At 71.2% G+C, this 17943-nt stretch carries 18 protein-coding genes; 7 read left to right on the plus strand and 11 right to left on the minus strand.

The genetic code is table 11. From position 1 onward, the window contains the following. Window positions 1-161: 161 nt before the first annotated feature. From mnmA to KALB_RS36705, 7 genes are all read right to left on the minus strand, one after another. Window positions 162-1244, minus strand: a complete 1083-nt coding sequence (mnmA, locus tag KALB_RS36675; RefSeq protein WP_025360658.1) for a tRNA 2-thiouridine(34) synthase MnmA — start codon at window positions 1242-1244, stop codon at window positions 162-164. A gap of 1 nt (window position 1245) precedes the next feature. Then, on the minus strand, window positions 1246-2418 hold the full coding sequence (locus tag KALB_RS36680; RefSeq protein ID WP_025360659.1) for a cysteine desulfurase family protein: 1173 nt from the start codon (window positions 2416-2418) through the stop codon (window positions 1246-1248). 33 nt (window positions 2419-2451) lie between these two features. Next, the gene (locus KALB_RS36685; protein ID WP_025360660.1) at window positions 2452-3906 is read right to left on the minus strand and encodes an MFS transporter; all 1455 of its coding nucleotides are present in this window, start codon (window positions 3904-3906) and stop codon (window positions 2452-2454) included. Window positions 3907-3924: 18 nt separating this feature from the next. Further along, a complete protein-coding gene (locus KALB_RS36690) occupies window positions 3925-4779 on the minus strand; it encodes a lysophospholipid acyltransferase family protein (RefSeq protein WP_236650099.1) in 855 nt (284 codons plus the stop codon). Further along, window positions 4776-5537 carry a GNAT family N-acetyltransferase gene (locus tag KALB_RS36695; protein WP_025360662.1) on the minus strand — a complete coding sequence of 254 codons (762 nt, stop codon included), beginning with the start codon at window positions 5535-5537 and terminating at the stop codon, window positions 4776-4778. Before KALB_RS36695 ends, KALB_RS36690 begins: the two co-directional genes overlap by 4 nt. A gap of 177 nt (window positions 5538-5714) precedes the next feature. Continuing rightward, the gene (locus KALB_RS36700; RefSeq protein ID WP_025360663.1) at window positions 5715-6674 is read right to left on the minus strand and encodes an electron transfer flavoprotein subunit alpha/FixB family protein; all 960 of its coding nucleotides are present in this window, start codon (window positions 6672-6674) and stop codon (window positions 5715-5717) included. A gap of 28 nt (window positions 6675-6702) precedes the next feature. Beyond that, window positions 6703-7485, minus strand: a complete 783-nt coding sequence (locus tag KALB_RS36705) for an electron transfer flavoprotein subunit beta/FixA family protein (RefSeq protein ID WP_025360664.1) — start codon at window positions 7483-7485, stop codon at window positions 6703-6705. Window positions 7486-7736: 251 nt separating this feature from the next. Here KALB_RS36705 and KALB_RS36710 point away from each other — a divergent pair, with 251 nt between their 5' ends. Further along, the gene (locus KALB_RS36710) at window positions 7737-8579 is read left to right on the plus strand and encodes a DegV family protein (RefSeq protein WP_025360665.1); all 843 of its coding nucleotides are present in this window, start codon (window positions 7737-7739) and stop codon (window positions 8577-8579) included. Window positions 8580-8631: 52 nt separating this feature from the next. Here the strand turns inward: KALB_RS36710 and KALB_RS36715 are convergent, their stop codons facing one another. After that, a complete protein-coding gene (locus KALB_RS36715) occupies window positions 8632-9324 on the minus strand; it encodes a tRNA-dependent cyclodipeptide synthase (protein WP_025360666.1) in 693 nt (230 codons plus the stop codon). A 135-nt stretch (window positions 9325-9459) separates the two neighbouring features. Here KALB_RS36715 and KALB_RS36720 point away from each other — a divergent pair, with 135 nt between their 5' ends. Together KALB_RS36720 and KALB_RS36725 are read left to right on the plus strand one after the other, a co-directional pair. Further along, window positions 9460-10734, plus strand: coding sequence for a purine-cytosine permease family protein (locus KALB_RS36720; protein WP_025360667.1), 1275 nt, complete (start codon window positions 9460-9462; stop codon window positions 10732-10734). Continuing rightward, a complete protein-coding gene (locus KALB_RS36725) occupies window positions 10709-11056 on the plus strand; it encodes a rhodanese-like domain-containing protein (RefSeq protein WP_030108356.1) in 348 nt (115 codons plus the stop codon). The genes KALB_RS36720 and KALB_RS36725 overlap by 26 nt, the downstream gene beginning before the upstream one ends. A 64-nt stretch (window positions 11057-11120) precedes the next feature. Here KALB_RS36725 and KALB_RS36730 read toward each other — a convergent pair whose 3' ends face one another. Further along, the gene (locus tag KALB_RS36730) at window positions 11121-12287 is read right to left on the minus strand and encodes a S8 family peptidase (protein WP_030108355.1); all 1167 of its coding nucleotides are present in this window, start codon (window positions 12285-12287) and stop codon (window positions 11121-11123) included. A gap of 74 nt (window positions 12288-12361) precedes the next feature. Beyond that, window positions 12362-12793 (minus strand): thioredoxin family protein, encoded by a 432-nt coding sequence (locus tag KALB_RS36735; RefSeq protein ID WP_025360669.1) that lies wholly within the window; start codon window positions 12791-12793, stop codon window positions 12362-12364. Between the two features lie 179 nt (window positions 12794-12972). On the opposite strand from KALB_RS36735, the gene KALB_RS44595 reads away from it, so the two are divergent. Continuing rightward, window positions 12973-14316: an AAA family ATPase gene (locus tag KALB_RS44595; protein WP_025360670.1), complete on the plus strand. Its 1344-nt coding sequence runs from the start codon at window positions 12973-12975 to the stop codon at window positions 14314-14316. Window positions 14317-14321: 5 nt separating this feature from the next. On the opposite strand, the gene KALB_RS36745 is transcribed toward KALB_RS44595, so the two are convergent. Continuing rightward, the gene (locus KALB_RS36745) at window positions 14322-15275 is read right to left on the minus strand and encodes a hypothetical protein (RefSeq protein ID WP_148309796.1); all 954 of its coding nucleotides are present in this window, start codon (window positions 15273-15275) and stop codon (window positions 14322-14324) included. A 150-nt stretch (window positions 15276-15425) separates the two neighbouring features. On the opposite strand from KALB_RS36745, the gene KALB_RS36750 reads away from it, so the two are divergent. From KALB_RS36750 to KALB_RS36760, 3 genes are all read left to right on the plus strand, one after another. Beyond that, the gene (locus KALB_RS36750; RefSeq protein ID WP_025360672.1) at window positions 15426-16022 is read left to right on the plus strand and encodes a PASTA domain-containing protein; all 597 of its coding nucleotides are present in this window, start codon (window positions 15426-15428) and stop codon (window positions 16020-16022) included. A 44-nt stretch (window positions 16023-16066) separates the two neighbouring features. Next, entirely contained in the window at window positions 16067-16960 is an 894-nt protein-coding gene (locus tag KALB_RS36755) for a helix-turn-helix domain-containing protein (protein ID WP_025360673.1), read from the plus strand. Between the two features lie 174 nt (window positions 16961-17134). Continuing rightward, entirely contained in the window at window positions 17135-17668 is a 534-nt protein-coding gene (locus KALB_RS36760) for a hypothetical protein (RefSeq protein ID WP_025360674.1), read from the plus strand. Window positions 17669-17943: the final 275 nt, after the last annotated feature.

The raw sequence follows: 17943 nt of genomic DNA on the forward strand, positions 1-17943 counted from the left end.
TTCCCGTGGTGCGTGTCGGCGCTCCCGGGACGGTGTGTTGGCACTTCCAGTAGGACTTCTCACAACCTGGGATTCCGCACCGGAACGTCGAACACACCGCACAGGAACGTACGACGCGCGGCACCGGAAGCGCCGACACGCGCCGGTTGCCCCGTGAGGACTCAGCGGGTGGTGGCGATCGTGGCGCTGCCGAGGACCAGGTCACCGGCCTGGTCGGGGCGGTACAGGACCACGGCCTGGCCGGGGGCCACGCCGCGCAGGGGTTCGCGCAGGCTCACCAGCACCTCGTCACCGATCAACTCGGCCACCGCGGGCGCCGTGCCCCCGTGCGCCCGGACCTGGGCCACGCACTCGACCGGACCGTGCCACATGACCGGTACCACGGGGTGCGTCGCGGTGATGCCGGTGACCGCCAGCTTCTCCGCCGCGCCGACCCGCACGGTGCCGGACACCGGCTCCAGCGCGAGCACGTAGCGGGGACGGCCGTCCCCGGCGGGCGCGTCGATGCCCAGCCCCTTGCGCTGGCCCACGGTGAACCCGTGCACCCCGGTGTGCCGCCCCAGCACCGCGCCGGTCTCGTCGTCCACGAGCAGGCCGTCGCGCTCGCCGAGCCGGTCGCTGAGGAAACCTCGCGTGTCCCCGTCGGGGATGAAGCAGATGTCGTGGCTGTCGGGCTTGTCGGCCACGGACAGGCCGCGCTGCTCGGCCTCGGCCCGCACCTGCTCCTTGACGGTGTCGCCGAGCGGGAACATGGCGTGCCGCAACTGGTCGGAGGTGAGCGAGGCCAGCACGTAGGACTGGTCCTTGCCCTCGTCCACCGACCGTCGCAGCTCGGGTCGACCGTCCACAACGGACAGTTGCGCGTAGTGGCCGGTGCAGACCGCGTCGAAGCCCAGCGCCACCGCCTTGTCCAGCAGGGCCTCGAACTTGATCTTCTCGTTGCAGCGCAGGCAGGGGTTGGGCGTGCGCCCCGCCGCGTACTCGGCGACGAAGTCCTCGATCACCTCTTCGGTGAACCGCTCGGCGAAGTCCCATACGTAGAAGGGAATTCCGAGCACGTCGGCGGCACGGCGGGCGTCGTGCGCGTCCTCGACGGTGCAGCAGCCGCGGGCCCCCGTGCGCAGGGTGCCCGGTTTGGCCGACAGGGCCAGGTGCACACCGACCACCTCGTGCCCTGCCGCCACGGCCCGTGCCGCGGCAACGGCGGAGTCGACACCGCCGCTCATCGCCGCCAGTACCCGCATCTCACACCCTCACTGAACTGCTCGTGCGCCTGCGCATCCCCGCCAGTCCGGCGTTGCGCGCGCGTTCCACGGCGGGACCGATGGCCGCCGCCAGCTCCGCCACGTCCTGGGCCGTGGAGTTGTGCCCCAGCGAGAACCGCAGCGAGCCGCGTGCGGTCGCCGCGTCCACGCCCATCGCCAGCAGCACGTGGCTGGGCTGCGCGACCCCGGCGGTGCACGCCGAGCCGGTGGAGCACTCGATCCCCTTGGCGTCCAACAACATCAGCAGGCTGTCGCCCTCGCAGCCGGGGAAGGTGAAGTGCGCGTTGCCGGGCAGGCGGTGCACCGGGTCCCCGTTGTAGACCGCGTCGGGCACGGCGTGCCGCACCGCCGCGACCAGGTCCTCGCGCAGCGCGGCGATGTGCGCCTTGTCCTCGCTCACGCTGGCCCGCACCGCGGCGGCCATGCCGATCACCGCGGGCACGTTGAGCGTGCCGGAGCGGACGTCGCGCTCCTGGCCGCCGCCGTGCAGCAGCGGGGTGCACTTGACGTCACGGCGCAGCAGCAGCGCGCCGACCCCGTACGGGCCACCGAGCTTGTGCGCGCTGAGCGTGAGCGCGGCGGCCCCGGACTCGGCGAAGCTGACCGGCACGGAGCCGACGGCCTGCACGGCGTCGGTGTGCAGCGGCACGCCGTGCGCGGCGGCTACCTCGGCCAGCTCGCGCACCTCGTTGACCGTGCCGACCTCGTTGTTGGCCCACATGACCGTGGCCAGCGCCACCTCCTCGGGCGCGGACCCGATCGCCTCGGCAAGGCGCTGCGGGGTGATCCGCCCGGACTCGTCGGCATCCAGCCAGCCGACCTGCGCCCCAGTGCCGCCCAGCCACTCCACGGCGTCCAGCACGGCGTGGTGCTCCACGGTGCTGGACAGCACGCGGGGCCGCTCACGCGCCCAGTAGATGCCCTTGACCGCGAGGTTGTCGCTCTCCGTACCGCCCGCGGTGAAGATCACCTCGGAGGGCCGGGCGCCCAGCGCGTCGGCCAGGTCCTCGCGGGCCTCCTCCACCGCACGCCGGGCCCGGCGGCCCGAGGTGTGCAGGGACGAGGCGTTGCCCAGGGTGGACAAAGCCTCGGTCATCGCGGCGACCGCTACAGGGAGCATGGGGGTGGTCGCCGCGTGGTCGAGATATGCCATCGCCCGTCAAGGGTAGCCCGTACCGGGAGCAGTTCACGAATTGCGCGCTGACCTGCGCACCAGCAGGGCCCCGAGCAGGGCGAGCGCGGCCATGCCCAGGTCCAGCGGGATCACCGCGGCGGTCGGGCTGGTGGCCGAGCCCAGCGCGGCGACCAGCACTCCGCCCAGGCCGATGAACACCGACTGGCCGATCATGTCCGACAGCTGGAGCGCGGCGGAGTTGAAGCCCCGGTCACCGGGTTCGGACAGCTCCAGCACGAGCACCGCCACGCTGGAGATGCCCAGGCCCATGCCGATGCCCGCGAACACCCAGGCGGGCAGCGCCAGCCAGGGCGAACCCCAGCTCGGTGCGACCAGGGTCACCAGGGCCAGGCCCGCGGCGAGCAGCACGAAGCCGTGACGCACCAACGTGGTCCGGGACAACTCGCGGTGCCGGCCCTGCCACATGGCGGCCCCGGACCAGCCCAACGAGCCGATCGTCAGCGGCAGACCGGCCAGCGCGGGGTCGAGGCCGTGCACCTGCGACAGGGTCAGCGGCAGATACGCCTGGACGCCGAAGAACGTGCCGGCGAGCAGGCTGCGGGACAGGATCACGGTGGGCAGGCCGGGGCGGGCCAGCAGGGTGCCCTTCGGCAGGAGCAGGCGCAGCGACGGGGCCAGGACCAGCAACCCGAGCACGCCCAGGCCCAGCGCGAGGCCCGAGGGGTGCTCCCCCGCCCAGGTCAACGCCGCCAGGCCCACGGCGGCGGCCAGCGCGGCCAGCGGCAGCCCGCGCCGCACGGCCGCCTGCGCCGACTCGTGCGCGGACTTCGTGAGCGAGCCTGCGAGCGAACCATCAGGCACAGGCGCAGCGCGCGGCGCCGCACCGAGCGCCAGCGAGGTGCTGTGCTGCGCGGGCAGCCTGCGCAGCACCGGGAACAGCAGCAGCCAGCCGAGCAGCACCAGCGGCGCGAGCCCGAGGAAGACCCAGCGCCAGCTGAGGTACTGGGTGAGCAGACCGGCGATGGTGGGGCCGATCAGCGAGGGCACGACCCAGGCCGCGGACAGCGCGGCGAAGGCCACCGGGCGGTCGGACTCGGGGAACACCAGGGCGATCAGCACGTACAGGGCGACGACCTGCACCCCGCCGCCGAGGCCCTGCAACACCCGGCCCGCCAGCAGCAGGCCCATGTCGTGCGCCGAACCGGCGACGAGCAGCCCGACCAGGAACAGCAGCGGGCCGACCAGCAGGGCGGACTTGGGGCCGCGCAGGTCGCAGGCGCGACCGCCGATCACCGTGCCGACCACCTGCGCCGCCAGGAAGGCCGTGAACGGCCACGAGTAGAGCTCGTGGCCGTTCAGGTCGGCGACCAGCGTGGGCAGTGCCGTGCTGACGCCCATGTTCTCGAACGCGGCCAAGGTCACCAGCAGCAGCAGGCCGGTGGTGGCCGCTCTGCGGTCAGGCGCCCACAGGGTGCTGGACTTCGTCGTCTGCCCGGTCAGTGTCACCGGCCCAGCCTGCTACCTCTAGTGCACTAGATGTCCAGTCAGTTCCCGCTGGATGGGCACTTCCAGCGCGGCGGCCACCGCGGACTCGGCCAGCGCGGCCAGCGCCCGCCGGTCCTCGGCGCGGCCCGGGGCGATCTCGGGCAGCACGTGTACCTCCACCACCAGGTGCCGGATCCGCAGCACGCGGCGGATCGAGGTGACCAGGTCCTCGTCACCGACGAAGGCCGCGGCCGGGGTGTGCGAGCCGTCGGCCAGCCGGTAGCGCAGGGCCACCGGGCGGACCGGCACACCGGCGTCCAGCGCCGCCTGGAACAGCGCGGGCTTGAAGTGTCCGGAGGCCATGCCGCACCAGGTGGTGCCCTCCGGGTTGGCGCCGATGGCCACCCCGTCGCGCAGGGCCGTGGTCAGCGCGGCGATCGTCTCCGGCAAGCGGGTCAGCCGCTCGCGGTCGAGGAACACCGAGCCCGCCGCCGAGACCAGCGGGCCAAGCACCGGCCAGTCGGCGATGTCCCGCTTGGCCACCATGGGCATCGGCTGCACCGCGTCGACCACCAGCGCGTCCAGCCAGGACACGTGGTTGGTCACCACCAGCACCCCGCGGCCCTCGGTGGACTGGATCCGCCGGTCCCCGTGCACCCGCACGCGCAGGCCGATCGCCCGCAGGAAGGTGGCGAACCAGAACCGGATGGCACCGCGCAGCCGCCCGCGCAGCACCGGGGCCAGCAGCACCAACGAGATCCCGCACAGCAGCACGGTCAGCGCGGTGCACGCCCGCCACGCGCCGCGCAGCCAGGACACGCGCGGCACGGGACCGCTCACGCAGCTGGGCCCACAGGGCGACTTGGGCATCCACGCATGGGTACTACCGCTCACGCCGTCTCCCCGAGGAAGAACTTGAGGTATCGCTGGTCGACCCGGTCGAGCGAGAGCAGCACGAACAGGTCCGCGACGCCGAAGTCTGGATCATGGGCCGGACGGCCGCACACCCAAGCACCCAATCGGAGGTATCCGCGCAGCAGCGGGGGGATCACCGCGCGCTGCGGGGCCACCGAGTCCACGTCCCAGGGGTTGAGCGGGCTGACCCGGTACTCCGGCGGGGCCATGTGCTTGGCGCTGACCAGGCTCCACACCCCGGCGGCGTACTGCCCGCCGTCGGCCAGCGGCACCGAGGCGCAGCCCGCGAGCCACTTGTGCCCGGACAGCAGCATGTAGCGCGCGATGCCCGCCCACACCAGGGAGACCACGCCGCCGGAGCGGTGGTCGGGGTGCACGCAGGAGCGGCCGGTCTCCACCAGCGAACCGCGCAGCGGCTCCAGCGCGCTCAGGTCGAACTCGGTCTGCGAGTACAGGCCGCGCGAGGCGTTCTCCGGGGGCAGCATGCGGTAGGTGCCCACGATCTGCCCGGAGTTGTCCTCGCGGACCACCAGGTGGTCGCACAGCTCGTCGAACTCGTCCACGTCCAGGCCGGGCACCGGGGAGTGCAGGGTGGCCCCCATCTCCTCGGCGAAGACCTGGTAGCGCAGTTGTTGGGCCGCCCGAACCTCGGCGTTGTCCCTGGCGACCAGCAGCGAGTAGCGCGGGGCCCCGGCGTTCGTCTCCGGGGTGCTGACCAGCAGTTGCGACCTCGTCATGAAGATGGTGTACCGCCGGTCGGACGACCAGTGCAGTGCATTGTCGATTACACGTTCTTGACGCCCAGGTGAATCATCGCCGGAAATGAATCCGACGTGTCCTGACAATGAATCAGGGGCGGGTGGCGCGGAAATTGGATCTCCGCGGCACCCGCCCCTGATCAGCCGATCGTGTGGTCAGCCCTTGCGCTTGGCGACCTCGTCGGTGAGCTGCGGGGCCACCTTGAACAGGTCGCCCACGACGCCGAAGTCGGCGATCTCGAAGATCGGCGCCTCGGTGTCCTTGTTCACCGCGATGATCGTCTTCGAGGTCTGCATACCGGCCCGGTGCTGGATCGCCCCGGAGATGCCCAGCGCGATGTACAGCTGCGGGGACACCGTCTTGCCGGTCTGGCCGACCTGGAACTGGTGCGGGTAGTAGCCGGAGTCCACGGCGGCGCGGGAGGCACCCACGGCGGCACCCAGGGTGTCCGCGAGCTTCTCCACCACCTCGAAGCTCTCCGCGCTGCCCACGCCGCGGCCACCGGAGACCACGATGCTGGCCTCGGTCAGTTCGGGGCGGTCCCCGCCCTTGAGTGGCTCACGGCTGGTGATCGTGACGACCTTGGCCGCGTCCGTGGCGGGCACCTCGAGGGCCTGCTCGGTCGCCGCGCCCTCGGCCGCCACGGCCTCCACGCCGCCGGGGCGCACGCTGATCACCGGTACGCCGGTGCCCGCCTTGGCCTTGACGGTGAAGGCGCCACCGAAGATGGACTGGGTGACCGAGGCGTCGGCCGCCACGTCCACCGCGTCCACCAGCAGGCCGGAGCCGGTGCGGATGGCCAGCCGACCGGCCACCTCCTTGCCCTTGGGGGTCGCGGCGACCAGCACGGCCGCCGGGGACGCCTGGCCCACCAGCGCGGCGAGCACGTCCACCTCGGGGGTGACCAGCTGGTTGGCCGCGTTCTCGGACTCGGCCACGTAGACCTTGGCCGCGCCGTACCCGGCCAGCGCCTGGTTGACCTTGGCCGCGGTGCCGGGGGCGCCGACCACGACGGCCGAGGGCTCACCGATGGCGCGCGCGGCGGTCAGCAGCTCGTAGGTGACCTTCTTGACCTCGCCGTCGACGTGATCGACGAGGACCAGGACCTCTGCCATGACTTGTGTCTCCTCCTCGAAGAATCCGTCAGATCAGCTTCTGGCCGACCAGGTACTCGGCGACCTTCACGCCGCCGTCGCCCTCGTCCTCGACGCGCTGGCCCGCCGCGCGCGGGGGCTTCGGCGCCGCCTCGGTGACCTGGGTCCAGGACCCGCCGAGGCCGACCTCACCGGCGTCCACGCCGAGGTCGCCGATGGCCAGGGTGCTGACCGGCTTCTTCTTGGCCGCCATGATGCCCTTGAAGGACGGGTAGCGCGGCTCGTTGATCTTCTCGTTCACGCTGATCACGGCGGGCAGGCTCGCCTCGAGGAAGAACACGCCCTCGTCGGTCTCCCGCTCCACCTTGACCGTGCTGCCGTCGACCTCCACCTTGCGCGCGTGGGTCAGCGCGGGCAGGCCCAGCAGCTCGGCGACCATGGCGGGCAGGGCGCCGACGCGGCCGTCGGTCGCCTCGTTGCCCGCGAGCACCAGGTCCACGCCCTCGACGGTGCCCACGGCCTTGGCCAGCACCTTGGCGGTGGCGATCGCGTCGGAACCGTGCAGTGCGGCGTCGCTGACGTGCACCGCCTTGTCGGCGCCCATGGACAGCGCCTTGCGGATGGCGTCGGTGGCCCGGTCGGGGCCCACGCACACGACGGTGACCTCACCGCCGTGGGTCGCCTGCAACTGCAGCGCCTCCTCGACGGCGCGCTCGTTGATCTCGTCGAGCACGGCGTCGGCCGAGTCGCGGTCCAGGGTGTGGTCGGCATCGGCGAGCTTGCGCTCGGAGTAGGTGTCGGGCACCTGCTTGACCAGGACGACGATGTTCATCGGTCTTCTTCGACCTCCTGAGAAGTGGCGCCGACTGGTGGTGCAATCGGCTGAGTGCGGCTCGCTGGCCTGTCGGCCACCCGAATGTTACCGGCGAGTAGCACTGACGCAAACGCGCGTGTGCCGCCAGGTGGCGTGACAGTCCTCACGGCATCTTCGCACTGATGCGGGCGCACGACAGCACCGGCAAGGTGTCCGCAAGAACACGTTGCCGTGCGTGTGGGTGTGACAAACCGTTAACCTGGGCTGCCATGAGCAGGCGTGTAGCCGTCGTGACCGACTCCACTGCCTGCCTGCCGCCGCAACTGGCCACTACATCGTCAGTGGCCGTCGTCCAGTTACAGCTGCAGGTGGGAGACCAGCTCGACGAGGAAGCCCGGGTGTCCACCGAGCACATCGTCGACGCCATGCGCAGCGGTCGGTCGGTGACCACCGCGCCACCCGATCCGGGTGCCTTCTTCTGGACCTACCAGGACGCCGCCGCCCGCGGGGTGGACGCCGTGGTGTCCCTGCACATCTCCGCCCGCCAGTCGCAGACCTGCGAGATCGCCAGACAGGCCGCCGCGCAGGTGCGGGTCCCCGTGCACGTGGTGGACACCGCCACCACCGGCATGAGCCTGGGCTACGCGGTGCTGGCCGCCGCCGAGGCCGCCGACCGGGGCGCCGACGCGGGCCGGGTGATCGCCGCCGCCGAGCACCGGTTCGCCAGCTCCACCGAGCTGATCTACGTCGACACCCTGGAGTACCTGCGGCGGGGCGGGCGGATCGGCGCCGCCGCGGCGCTGGTCGGCACCGCCCTGTCGCTCAAGCCGCTGCTGACCATGGACCAGGGCCAGGTCTCCCCGCTGGACAAGGCCTTCGGCACCGACCGGGCCCTGCGCAAGATGGTGGACACCGCGGTGCGCCGCGCGGGCAGCGGCCCCGTGGACCTGGCCGTGGAGCACTTCGGCGCCCCCGAGCGGGCCACCGACCTCGTGCAGCGGCTGCGCTCCCGCGTCCCGCAGGCGCGCGAGCTGGTCCTCACCGAGGTCAGCGCGATAATAGGAGCGCACGTGGGCCCGGGCGCGCTGGGCGTCACGATCTCCCCGTACTGAGTGGTGCGGTGGACCGGGCCGCAGGCCGCCCGGTCCACCGCGCCGGCACTGGTCAGCGCACGGCCAGCGATTCGGCCTCCTCGGCCTCCTCGACCACCAGGAAGCCCTGGCCCGGTTCCGGGCGCATGGTCAGTTCACCGCGGTAGAAGCGCTCCAGGAACCACACCCGCTGGTGGTAGACGAACGCGGAGCTGGGCCGGTCCACGATCAGCGTGGTGCCCGCGAACAGCGGCAACTCGGCGAGGAAGTACCGGACCGCGCACAACAGCTGATCGGGAGTCGGCCTTGCCCCGTCGGGCAGCTTGCGGTCGAGCACCCAGTTCGTGGCCTCCAGGCAGGCCGCGCGGAACTGGTCGTCATCGTGGAACAGGAACTCGGCGGTGCCGTGCAGGGACTGGTAAGCCTCGTTGCCGCGCAGCGCCTCGGAATCCAGCACGCGGGAGAGCGGATCGTCCACGCCCGCGTCGGACAATGCGCGGCAGATCTTGTTGCGCATGTAGTTGGCCTGGCGCCGGGCCTTGTGGCGGGCGCGTTCGATCGGGTAGCCCAACGCTTCCAGGGTGTGCGCGGCGGGCTCGTCGGGCAGGAACACGTGGAACTCGCGGAAACATCGGTTCGCCCAGGTGACGAGCTCGAGCAGTCGTTCCGCGGTGAAGTAGCTGTTGAAGGGACTGACGCCGAGGCACACGTGGTCTACGGCTGTCGGCAGGGGGCAACTGGGTACCAATGGGCTCGTGGTCAACACGCCCCACGGAACCAAGAACGGCCTTTGGCTCGGGACGGTCGTGGGTACTATTGGTTTTCAGTGGGTAGCTCACTTGAAAACTGTTGATACCTAAGGGTGGGGTCCGCGCGGCGACCCGCACCTACCGTCTGCGCAATGGCTGAGCTCGACGACTACGCTTTGACGCCGGTACCCACGTCCGCGCGAAGAACCTGGTTCTCCGTTGCCCTGCAACGCTTCGGTCAGGTCTCCTCCTTCCACCAGTTCCTGCTGGGCTCCGCGCTCGGCTTCTCGATGACCTTCACCGACGCGCTGATCGCCATCACGATCGGCTCGGTGATCCTGGAGGTCGTCACCATCCTGCTCGGCGTGATCGGGGTGCGCGAGGGCCTGTCGGTGTCCAGGGTGGCCGCCCGCTGCGGGTTCGGCAGACGCGGCTCGGCACTGGTCGGCCTGCTGATCACGATCAGCCTGGTCGGCTGGTTCGGGGTGCAGAACGGCGCCTTCGCCGAGGGCCTGCACAACCTGCTCGGCGGGCCGCCGCTGTGGGTGTGGTCCCTGGTCGGCGGCGCGGTCGTCACCGCCGTGGTGGTCTACGGGTTCCGCGCCATGGCGTGGATCGCCTACGTGATGGTGCCCGCCTTCATGGTGCTGGCCGCGATCAGCATCGCCGGCGGGCTGTCCACGCACAGCTGGTCGGAACTGCTGTTCGCGCAGCCAGCCGGACCGCACATGTCCCTGGTGGAGGGCACGACCCTGGTCGCGGGCGCGTTCTTCGTCGGTGCGGTGATGACCCCCGACATGACCCGGTTCAACCGCTCGCCCGCCGACGTGGTGAAGCAGACCGTGCTCGCGGTGACGCTCGGCGAGTACGGCATCGGGCTGGTCGGCGTGCTCATGGCGCACGCGGCGGGGACCGCCGACGTGGTCAGCATGATCAGCTCCTCCAGCGGGTTCCTGGGCACGCTGGTGCTGGTCAGCGCGATCGTCAAGATCAACGACTGGAACCTGTACTCCTCCTCGCTCGGCCTGGTGAACACCATCGACGTGCTGTTCTCGCGGCGGGTCAGCCGGGCGTGGATCACCGTTCCGCTGGGCGTGCTCGGTTCGGTGCTGTCCGCGGTGGGCATCCTGGACAAGTTCACCTCCTTCCTCACCGCGATGGCGGTACTCACCCCGCCGGTGGCCGGGATCATGATCGCCGAGTACTTCCTGGTGCGCCCCAGGCGTTCCGCCGAGCAGTCCGAACCCGAGTGGGTGCCCGCCGCGCTGGTCTGCTGGGCGCTGGGCTCGGCGGCCGGGTGGCTGCTGCCCTTCGGCATCCCGCCGCTGAACTCCCTGCTCGTGTCCTTCCTCGGCTACCTGGCACTGACCGCAGTCCGCACGCAGAAACTGGAGGAACCCCGTGTTGCCACTGATCTCCCGGAGTGAGTTGGAGGCCGGTGTCGCCGACGGCTCGCTGACCGTCGTGGACACCATGCCCGTGTCCTACTACGAGAAGGAGCACCTGCCCGGCGCGCTGAACATCCCCGGCTTCCCGTACGAGCAGGCCGCCGAGTTCACCGACGAGCACGCGCCGACCGTGGTGCCCGACAAGTCCGCCGCGATCGTCGTGTACTGCACCAACGTGCCGTGCCGCAACAGCGAGTTCGTCGGCAACCGGCTGATCGAGCTCGGCTACACCAACGTGCGCAAGTACCGCGAGGGCCTCGAGGACTGGGTCGCCGCGGGCCTGCCCACCGACCGCGCCTGACCCCGCACAGCGTGAAGGTGGCTTTCACCGCGTCCAGCGCGGTGAAAGCCACCTTCACGGCGTTCTAGCCCACGTACAACAGCTTGTTCGGGCTGTCGGTGCCGGGGTCGCCGACCAGGTCGGGGGTTGCCGCGTCGGACAACGCCTTCTCCACGTCGAAGGCCGTGGCCTGCGGGTGGGCCGACAGGTACAGGGCGGCGGCGCCAGCGGCCTCGGCGGCGGCGATGGAGGTGCCGCTGACCGTGGTCCTGCCGTAGTCGCACCCGGCGGAGGCGGTGACGATGTCCTTGCCGGGCGCGAACAGGTGCACGCAGCTGCCCACGTTGGACGAGGCGAGGCGCTTGTCCGCCTTGTCGGTGGCGCCCACGGTGACGGCGTGGGTCTGCCTACCGGGGCTGACATCGCAGGCGTCCTGGGCGGCACCGGTGTCGTCGCCGTTGCCCGCGGCGGCGCTGTAGCCGATGCCCATCTCGTTCAGGTTGTACAGCTGCAGGTCCATGATGGACTGCGAGGCGCCGGAGAAGCTGAGGTTGGCGAAGGCGGGCTTCTTGGCGTTGCGCGCCAACCAGTCCACGGCGGTCATGACGTTCTCGGCGCTGCCGGTGCCGTCGCAGCCGAGCACGCGCACGGACTCCAGCTGCACGCCCTTGGCCACGCCGACCCCGCTGCCGCCGATGGCCCCGGCGACCTCGGTGCCGTGCCCGTTGCAGTCGGTGCCGCTGTGGTCGGTCGCGTCCACGGCGTCGAACGCGGCGTGCGCCCGGCCACCGAACTCGCTGTGCGAGGTGCGGATGCCGGTGTCGAACACGTACACGTGCACGTTCTCGGCCTTGTTCGGGTACGTGTAGCTGTGGTCCAGCGGCTGCGCGTGCTGGTCGATGCGGTCCAGGCCCCACGAGGGTGGGTTGCGCTGCGTGCCGGCGGCCTTGAACGTCCGGTTGAGCGCTATCGAGGAGATGCCCGGGTCACGCAGCACGGCGGACTTCTGCGCGGGGGTGAGCGAGACGGAGAAGCCCTGGATCGCCGAGTAGTACAGCTTGCGCAGGGTGCCGCCGTACTTGTCGACCAGCGCCTTCGCGGCCGTGCTGACGGCCTGCTCGGTGGCGGTGTGGTCCCTGAGCCGGACCAGGTACACGTCGGTGTCCTCGGCGGTGGTGGCCTGCGCCGAGGGCGCCAGCAGGGCCACCGCGAGCGCGCCGCACACCGCGGCGAGGAGTTTTCTGCTTGTCATGGTGGGAACGACTTTCTGGGCGGAGGGGCGGGGTGCGGTCCCACGCGGGACCGCACCCCGGTTCGACGTGTGGACTACAGGCCGTTGAGCCAGTCGCGGAGGTTGTCCGCCTGGTCCTTGTCGAAGCCCTGGAACCGGCTGCCGACCTCCTGGCCGCCCTTGAGCTCGATCAGGTCCGGGATGCCGTCCACGTTGTACTTGTTGGACAGCTCCTTGTTCTGGTCCACATCGACCTTGGCCCAGACCCACTTGCCCTTGTCGGCGTCGTGGAACTTCTGCAGGTAGGGCTTCTCCACCTGGCACCAGTGGCACCAGGAGGCGGTGAAGTCCAGCACCACCGGCTTGGACTTGGACAGCTCGACGATCTGCTGGTAGTTCGCGCTGGTGACGTCCACGATGGTGTCGTCGGCAGGCGCCGCGGCAGCGGTGCCCACCGAGCCACCGAGCAGGGCTGCGGCAGCGGCGCCGGTGACAACCAGTGCGGCGAACTTGCGTCGACCGAACATGAGGTCTCCTCTCGCAGGGAACGTGCAAAGGAGTCCACAGGTTTTCAACACTGTTTTCCAGGCACGATCGCTGGAAAAACGACCGGAAGTGAACTTAACTCTGAAAAAGACCCCTACTATCGTCGCTTGACGTATCAGCAATTAGACAGGAACGGGGACTTCACTAAACAATAGCCCCTGTGGGACGAGTCGGGAACAGCGACGATCAGGACTTCGGGTCGGTGCTGGCGCGGTTGCGCGCGGCAGCCGGGCTGACCCAGGAGGAACTCGCCGAGCGCAGCGGCCTGAGTGCGCGGGGCATCGGCAACCTAGAACGGGGCACCGGTCGCCCGAGAATGCTCACCATGGAGCGGCTCGCCGCCGGGCTGGTGCTCAACGCCGCCGGTTACGAGGAGCTGTCGGCGGCGGCGCGGCGGTCCTGCCGCACCGGCCCCGGTGAGGGCCCGACCACCGCCGTGGCCCGCCGCGACCTGCTCGTCGGCCGCGAGGAGGAAGTGGCCCTGCTGCGCAGGCACGTGCTCGGCGCGGAGTCAGCGGGGCTGGCACTGGTCGGCGAGGTGGGGCTGGGCAAGTCCCGGCTGCTGGCCGAGGCTGCGGCGATCGCCGCCGAGGAGGAGGTCGTGGTGCTCGCGGGCGGCTGCCAGAAGTTCGGCGGCGACCCGTACGCGCCACTGGTCGGCGCGCTGGCCGACTACGTCCGGCGCACGCCGGCCCAGGTGCTGCGGGGCCAGCTCAACGGCTGCGAGCGGCTGGACCAACTGCTGCCGGAGATCGTCGGGCTGGCGCCCGCGGGCTGGGGCGAGGTGGGTGAGCAGCGCAGGCGGCTGATGTTCGCCGCGACCCGCCGGTTCCTGCTCAACATCTCCGGGCCGCGCGGGGTGGTGCTGCTGCTGGACGACCTCCAGTGGGCCGGGGCCGACGGGGTGGTGCTGATCGACTCCGTGCTGCGCGACCTGGCGCCGGGGCACGTGCGCGTGGTGCTGGCCTACCGGGACACCGAGGCGCCCGACGGCGCTGCGCTGGCGGCGACCGTGGCCGAGCTGCACCGGGCGGGGCTGCTCGCGCGCAGGCAGCTCCGGCCGCTCGCCGAGCACGAGGCCGAGCAGTTGCTGGAGCAGTGCCAGCCGTTCGCGCGCGAGCGGGCGCTGGCCATGGCCGGTGGTGTGCCGCTGCACCTGGTGCAGCTCGGCGCCGCGGGCGGTGAGCTGCCGTGGGGCCTGAGCGCGGTCGTGCGCCAGCAGTTGGCCGAGCTGCCCAAGCGGACGATCAGCCTGCTGGAGCTGCTGGCGCTGGCCGACCGGCCGATGGCCCTGGAGCCGCTCAGCGCGGTCAGCGGGCTGCGGGACGAGACGGTCGTGCGACTGCTGACCCCCGCGCTGGCCGCCCGGGTCGCGCGCGAGACGGCGGCCGGGGTGGAGCTGGCCACCGGGCTGCTGCGCGAGGTGCTGGTGCAGGGGCTGAGCGGGGCGCAGCGCGAGGTGCTGGGCCGCCGGGTGTTCGAGCAGCTGACCGCCACCTGGTGAGCGGCTCAGCCCACCTCCCAGCGGATGCCGTAGCCGCCGGGGGCCAGGTCGAAGTCGATGAAGTGGGCGATGCCCGAGGCCCGGTCCACCGGCAGGTCGGTGACGTCCACCGGGGAGCCGCCGGGGGCGGACAGCCAGGTCCTGCGCACCACCGCGGGCGGGGTCTCACCGGTGAACCGCACGGACAGGCAGTACTCGCGGCAGTGCGCCCGCAGCGAGATGCCCCAGCTCGGCTCGGTCGGACCGGTGCTGTCGAAGCCGACCTCGTAGTCGACCATGCAGGTCTGGCCCCGGCTCAGCGGCCGGTCCAGCAGCAGTTCCACGGCCAGCGCACCGGTCGCGTCGTCGCGCAGCACCCGGCCGATCCGCTGGGTCGGGCTCGACCAGCGCACCGCGCGCAGCCCGTCGCCCCGCGCCAGCACCACGGCCGTGCGGTCCACCCCGGCCTGCTGTGCCTGGCACACCGTGGTCGAGGTCACCGAGCGCACCACACCCGAGGCGTCCACAGTGCACCGCTGGCGCACGCTGATCGGCTGCAACTGGCCCTCCAGCGGGCCGATCAGCCGCCGTGCGGCGCGGTCACCGGCCCCGGCCAGCGCGCTCACCTGCTGTGCGGGCGCCGCACCGCTGCGCAGCAGCCCGATCAGCGCGTTCGGCTCCAGGTCGAGCACCCGTTCCAGGGCCTGCACGGCCCGCATGGACACCCAGCGCTGCGGCCTGCTCAGCCCGCGCCGCCAGTAGCTCAGCGTGGCGATGCTGACCGCGACGCCCTGGTCGGAGAGCTTGGCGTGCAGCCGCTCCAGGGTCAGTCCGGAGGCGCGCACGGACAGGTCCAGTGCGCGGTGGAACGGCCCGTAGGCCAGTGCGACCGCGAGCTCCTCCCGCTCGGCGAGCCGCTGGTCCAGGAAGACCCTGTCGCGGTCGCTGACCGGTAGCGACAGCACAAAGGCGGAGCTCATCGCGCCCCCATTCGGCGATGGTGCGACCCTCGGCGGAGGTTCGCTGTGGGCGACTCTGCGGTGACCGGGAGTACTAAACAATCCGGGTATCACTAGGTAGTGCCCCGCAATTCCTACCCCGTAGCGTGATGAAGCTGTCACACTGGGTTTATGAGCCGCAGCCGATTCATCGCCGCAGCCCTGGTCATCGCACTTCCGCTGGCCCTGGGGGCGGCCTGCAAGCCACTGGACACGCAGCAGCCCGGGGGGCAGCCCGGAGGCACATCGGCACAACCGGCCGCGAAGGTCGCGGTGCCGGACGTCAAGGGCAAGAACGCCGACATCGCCCAGACCACCCTGCGCAACCTCGGGCTGAAGAACGTCAAGCTGGAGTCGGTGGACCCCAACGCCAAGGTCGTGATCGCCCCGGTCAACTGGACCGTGGCCGGGGTGGAGCCCGCGGTGGGCAGCTCCATCTCGACGGAGGACGCCGTGGTGCTGAAGGTGACCAAGAGCGGGGCCGTGACCACCCCCGGGCAGGCACCGGCCAAGGTGACGCTGCCGGATGTGAACCGGCAGAACGCCGAGGTCAGCATGGACAAGCTGCACAAGCTCGGGCTGAAGAACGTGAGCTTCGGGTCGGTGGACCCCAGCGCCAAGGTGGTGCTGGCCCCGGCGAACTGGACCGTGGTGGGCATGGAACCGGCCGCGGGCAGCTCGGTCGCGGTGAACGACGCGGTGGTGCTGAAGGTCACCAAGCACCCGTGACGCGGAGCAGCGCGGCGGCGCCGTTCGGGCGATAATCCCGGCTGATGACAGCCCAGGACGCCGACTTCGCCGCCGCGCTGCACGCGGCGATCCTCGCCAGGGGACTCACCCTGGACCGCCTCGCGCACCGGCTGGGCGAGCGCGGGTTCACGCTGAGCACGGCCACGCTGAGCTACTGGTCGCGCGGCCGCAGCAGGCCCGAGCGGCCCGAGTCGCTCGCCGCGCTCACGGCGCTGGAGCAGATCCTGGAGGTGCCGCCGGACTCGCTGCGCGCCCAGCTGGTGGAGCGGGTGCGCAAGGGCCGGGGCAAGCCGGAGCGGGACGTGCCGTTCAACGCGCTGTGGGGCGATGTCGGCGAGGACGTGGACCACGTGATCGCGCAGGTCGGGCAGCCCTCGACCCGGCGAAGGACGCTCGCCTTCCACGAGCGGTTCCGGCTGGACGCCACCGGTGCCGAGCAGCACTGCCGGGTGATCACCGCGGTGGAGGCGATCACCGACAACGTGGAGCGCACGCTGCTGGTCTACCGGGACGACAGCGGCACCGCGGCGCTGCCCGAGCTGATCCCGGTGAGCGGGGCGCGGCTGGGCCGGGTGCGCCAGGACGAGGCGACCCGCGTGATGGTCGTCGAGCTGTGGCTGGACAGCGTGCTGGACAAGGGCGAGCGCACGATCTTCGAGTACGAGCTGCACTACCAGCCCGGTGGCGCCCCCGCCCGGATGGTCGAGCGGCGCTTCCCCTCGCTGCTGCGCAGCTACCTGGTGGAGGTCGAGTTCCACCCGGAGGCGCTGCCCGCGCGCTGCGCGGCCGTGTCGGAGACGATCGAGGGCGTGCGGCTGAGCTCGCGGCCGGTGGCGATCAGCCCGGACGGGGTGGCCCGCGCCGTGCTCACCGACGTGCCCGCCGGGGTCTTCCGCATCCACTGGGAATGGGAATAGCGCCCTTAAGTGTTATGAGGTCCCGTTCAGCCTTAAGTTCCGACTGTTCTTCCCGACTTCCCGTGTTGTTATCGTCACAACACCAGGATTCCCCGGACCGAGGAGAACAGCGATGAACCGCTTCGTGTCGAGGATGGGCGGGTACCAGCTGGTAGCGGCGGCCACGAAATTGGCGTGACCGTGGACGAGAGCATCGACCTGCTGCGCTCGGCCATACCGCGCGGAATCACCCGGAATCGCGGCGGCGAGAACTCCGTGGTGCTGGAGGGCGCCCGGGAGGGTATCCGCGAACTGCGGGCGCAGTTCGGCGCGGACCTGCCCGCCGACGTGGCCGACTTCTTCGCCGCCGTGCACGAGGTGGTGCTGACCGACCTGTGGAACGGCTACTTCCTCGGGCCGGCCAGCTGGATCGCCGACGTGCACCGGGTCGGCGACCCGCGCTACGTGCGCTCGCGCGGGGAGACCTTCGAGGTGATGGCCGTGGCGTGCAACGGGGGTGGCGTGCTCTACGTGGTGCCGCTGCCCAGCGGGGCGCCGGTCCTGGTGCTGCCCTCGGCGCGGATCGACAACGGCGTCTACCTCGCCGACACGGCACCGGCTCGGGGATTCCGCGCCGTGGCCGACGATCTCGCCGGCTTCGTCGAAGGACTGGTCGACGCCGCGATCTCCGGCGAATCCGATCCGTACGACCCGTACCGGCCCCGGTGAGGCCGTGCCCGGGGTGCCATGAAGGTGCCTTTCACTGCACCCAACGCAGCGAATGGTCCTTTCGCAGCGGGTCTCGGCAGTGCCCCGAAGGTGCCTTCTAGGACGTTCACCGTCGTGAAGGGCACCTTTGGGGCGTGCTGAGGTGGGGTGGCGGCTCAGCACCAGGTGCCATGAAGGTGCCGTTCGCTGCGTTGAACGCCCCCAAGGCCACCTTCACGGCGGACGAGCACCCGCCGACGCCCCACCCCAGCCATGTCATGAAGGTGCCGTTGAGG

The sequence above is a fragment of the Kutzneria viridogrisea DSM 43870 genome (assembly GCF_000525635.1).
GTDB classification, from domain to species: Bacteria; Actinomycetota; Actinomycetes; order Mycobacteriales; family Pseudonocardiaceae; genus Kutzneria; species Kutzneria viridogrisea.